5 protein-coding genes are annotated in these 3,476 nt (G+C 77.4%); 1 reads left to right on the plus strand and 4 read right to left on the minus strand.

Annotation, left to right across the window (positions count from 1 at the left end):
• A partial coding sequence (locus AB6N24_RS22860) for a putative sulfate exporter family transporter (RefSeq protein ID WP_412871654.1) occupies nt 1–933 on the minus strand: 933 nt, incomplete at its 3' end.
• 266 nt (nt 934–1,199) lie between these two features.
• Here AB6N24_RS22860 and AB6N24_RS22865 point away from each other — a divergent pair.
• On the plus strand, nt 1,200–1,340 hold the full coding sequence (locus AB6N24_RS22865) for a chromosome partitioning protein (protein ID WP_412871655.1): 141 nt from the start codon (nt 1,200–1,202) through the stop codon (nt 1,338–1,340).
• A gap of 46 nt (nt 1,341–1,386) precedes the next feature.
• On the opposite strand, the gene AB6N24_RS22870 is transcribed toward AB6N24_RS22865, so the two are convergent.
• The 3 genes from AB6N24_RS22870 to AB6N24_RS22880 all read right to left on the minus strand — a co-directional run.
• Nucleotides 1,387–2,268: an anti-sigma factor domain-containing protein gene (locus tag AB6N24_RS22870; RefSeq protein WP_412871656.1), complete on the minus strand. Its 882-nt coding sequence runs from the start codon at nt 2,266–2,268 to the stop codon at nt 1,387–1,389.
• A complete protein-coding gene (locus AB6N24_RS22875) occupies nt 2,255–2,911 on the minus strand; it encodes an RNA polymerase sigma factor (protein WP_412871658.1) in 657 nt (218 codons plus the stop codon). The genes AB6N24_RS22870 and AB6N24_RS22875 overlap by 14 nt, the downstream gene beginning before the upstream one ends.
• The coding region (locus AB6N24_RS22880; protein WP_412871657.1) for a class F sortase at nt 2,911–3,476 on the minus strand (566 nt) is incomplete at its 5' end. The genes AB6N24_RS22875 and AB6N24_RS22880, both read right to left, overlap by 1 nt.

Below are 3,476 nucleotides of genomic sequence, written 5' to 3' on the forward strand. Positions count from 1 at the left end.
GCCGTCCGCAGCAGGCACGGCGGCGGCGGTGCGGGCGCGCTCGCGCCGGTGCTCGAGCGCCCCGACGACGGCGACGAGCGGCGCGAGGAGCGCGACGCGCGCGAGCTTGACGACGACGGCCACGGCGAGCGCCGCGGCGGAGACCCCCGAGGCCGCCGCGACCACCTGCGCGACCTCGTGCACCGAGGCGCCGATCCACACCCCGACCTGACGGTCGTCCAGCCCGAGCGGCGCCTGCGCCAGCGGCATCGCGACCAGCGCGAGCGACCCGAACACCGTGACCATCGCGACGGCCGTCGCGACGGCGGCGTCGGGCCGGTCCGGGTCCGTGGTGGTGCCGGTGACGGTGACGTCGGGCGTGCCGGTGGCGGCGCGGGTGGCTGTGCCGGGGATCGTGCGGGTGCCCGCCGGGCGGCTCGCGGGGACGGCGGCGCTCATCGCCGCGACGGCAGCCGCGCCGCAGATCGAGAAGCCCGTCGCGAGGAGGAGCGTCGTGCGACGGTCGACGCCCAGCCGGGCACCCGCCCACCGCGTCGCGGTGAACGTCGCGGCGACCGTGACGACCACCAGCACGACCTCGCCGGGGCGCAGCGCCCGGACCGCGGGCACCGAGAGCTGCAGGCCGAGCAGCACGACCCCGGCCCGCAGCGGGTGGCGCGCGGCCCACGCGACCCCCGGCCGGACGGCGTCCGGCAGCAGGCCCGCGTTGCGCGCCACGGCACCGACGACGATCGCGAGCAGCAGGGGGGACACCGTGGGCAGGGCGCCGGCCGCGAGGAGACAGGCCGCCGTCAGGGCGGCGACGGCGAGCAGCCCGGGGGCGAGGGTGCGCAGGCGGGCCGGGGCGGCCGGTGGGGCGGGGTGGGGTGTCGCGGGGCTCGTCCGCGGGACGCCCGCGCGTGCGGGGGCAGGTGCGGGCGTGCCCGCGGGCACGGGTGCGGGGTCAGGTGCGGGCGGGCGTGCGGGCACAGGTGCGGAAGCAGGTGCGAGCAGGGGTGCGGGTGTGGCGTTGCGTGCCGAGGCCTGGGCCGGACGACGGCCCGGGTGCGGTCCGGGAGGTGCGGGTACGAGCGTCACGTGACCACGGTGCCCGTGCGACGCGGCGGCCGGTAGGCCAGGTCGTGCATGGCCTCATAGCCTGGCGCTATGCCGTCGCCCGTGCGGATGCGGACGTCCACCGGCGGTGCCAGCGTGGATGCATGAGCGAGAACATCCCCGAGAGCTTCGACCCCCAGCAGCCCGACCTGCCGACGCTCGCCGTCGACCCGGACCCGCTGCCCGACTCCCACGAGGGCGAGCCGCCCATGACCGAGGACGACGAGCCGACCGCTGCCACCTGAGCCGCCGTCCGGCCGTGGGGCCGTACGGGTGACCGTGCGGCGGTGACTACGCGGGCAGGACGCCGCGGATGATGCTGTCGCCCGAGTGCGCCGGGTCGCCGTCGAACGGCTCCTCCGAGACGTCGACGACCGGGAACTCCGCGAGGTCGAGCCCCGCGGGGATCGAGAACCGGCCGTCGGCGCCCTCGAGCACGCCGAGGCTGACGAGCTTCGTCACGTCACGGTCGATGAGCCAGACCTCCCGGAACGCGCTGTCGTCCACGTCGCCGTCGAGCGTGACGACGAGGGTCCGGGTGCCGTCCGACGTCTGCTCGACGAACGCGTCCCCGCTCGCGGACCACCCGGGCAGGGGGTCGAGCGCGACCTCGGCGACCACGGCGGCAGCCTCGTCGGCCCGGACACGGTCCATCCACACGGCACCGCCGACGCCGCCGACCACCAGCCCGGCCGCGGCCGCAGCGGCGACCCAGGCCGTGCGCCGGCGCCGCAGCTCGACGACCGGCGCGAGGCCGTCGCCCGGGGAACCGCCGGGCGCCGGTGACGAGCCCGCGGGCGCAGGAGCGCCGGGCGCCTCCGACGAGCCGGGCACGGGGGAGTCAGGTGCAGTGGAGCCCGGGGCCGAGGCGTCGGGCGTCGGGGGCCCGGCCACGGGGGCGCTTGTGCGGCCGGTCGAGGTCACGGGGACGGCGTCGCCCGGGGCGAGCGCGGGGTCGAGCCCCAGCTCGTCGCGGATCCGGCCCCACACCGCCACGGGCGGTGCCACGAGCGTGTCGCCGGGCGCCGACGAGCGGCCGACCGCGACGACCTGGGACAGCGCGGCGACCTCGTCGGAGCACTGCGCGCAGGTGGCCAGGTGCTCGTGCTCGTCGTCCGCGAGCGGCTCGCCCAGCGACGCCAGCGCGAGGACCTCCGGGTCAACGTGCTCCACCTTCCACCACCTCCAACCTGTCCCGCAGGCGCAGCAGGCTGCGCCTGATGTGGCTCTTCACGGTCCCGAGCGGCAGGGCGAGCCGCCGGGAGATCTCGTCGTGCGTGAGGTCGTCGTAGAACGCGAGCGCGAGGATCGTGCGCTGCGGCTCGCCGAGACGGTTGAGCTCGTCGGTCACCGTGAGGCGCTCGGCGAGCTGCGCGGTCTCGGGCTCGGGCGCGGGCGGCGTGGTCGACGCGACGGCCAGGGCGTCGCGCTGGTCGCGGGCCCGGCGGGCGTGCACGTCGGCGATCGCGTGGCGCGTGATCCCGGTGAGCCAGGCGCGCAGCGGCGAGCGGCTCGCGTCGTACCCGGAGCGGCCGCGCCACGCGCTGACGAAGACCTGCTGGGTCACGTCCTCGGCGTCCGTCGCGTCCCGCAGCGAGCGCAGCGCGAGCGTGTGCACGAACGCGGACCAGCGCCGGTACGCCTCGGCGAGGGCGAGCTCGTCCCCGGCCGCGAACGCGCGTGCGACCGCGTCGTCGTCCCACTCAGGGGGTGTGCGCAGGTGCGAGACCGGCGAGGGCGTGGACAGCGGGGACCTCCTCCTCAGCGGCGCAGTGGTCGCGCGCCGTGCCGATGGCGCGCCCGCTAGCACGGACATCATGCACCGACCGGCTCCGCCGTGACGATGACGTTGTCCGTGTAGTGGCCCACGTCGCGCTGGAACACCCCGCCGCACGTGACGAGCACGAGGCGCGGCGGGCCGTCGCGCACGAAGACCTCGTCCCACACGGCCTCGACCTTCGGGACGCGGACGACGTCGACGACCGCGTACCGGACGGCGGTGCCGTCGTCCAGCGTCACGTCGACGACGTCGCCGGGCCGGACGTCACCGAGCTTCGCGAACGGCCCGACACCCGCGGACGCCACCGAGTCGACGTGCGCCGCGACGACCGCGGTGCCGGACGGGTCGCCGGGGGCCGAGCCGAACCGGTACCAGCCGGCGCGCTCAGCGAGCGGGGGGATCTCCATCTGCCCGTCCTCGGCGACGCCGACCGGGTCGACGGGGACCTGGATCGCGCGGTCGGGGATGACGAGGTCGACCGGGCGGCGGGTGTCCGCGGCGGGCTGCGCACCGAGGGTCGCGGGCTGGAGCGGGACGTCCGGCACCGGCTCCTGCGCCGCCGCGGTCGGGGTCGGGCTCGCGGTCGCGGCGGGCGTCGCGG

The sequence above is a fragment of the Cellulomonas jepli genome, assembly GCF_047229345.1.
Taxonomy (GTDB): domain Bacteria; phylum Actinomycetota; class Actinomycetes; order Actinomycetales; family Cellulomonadaceae; genus Cellulomonas_A.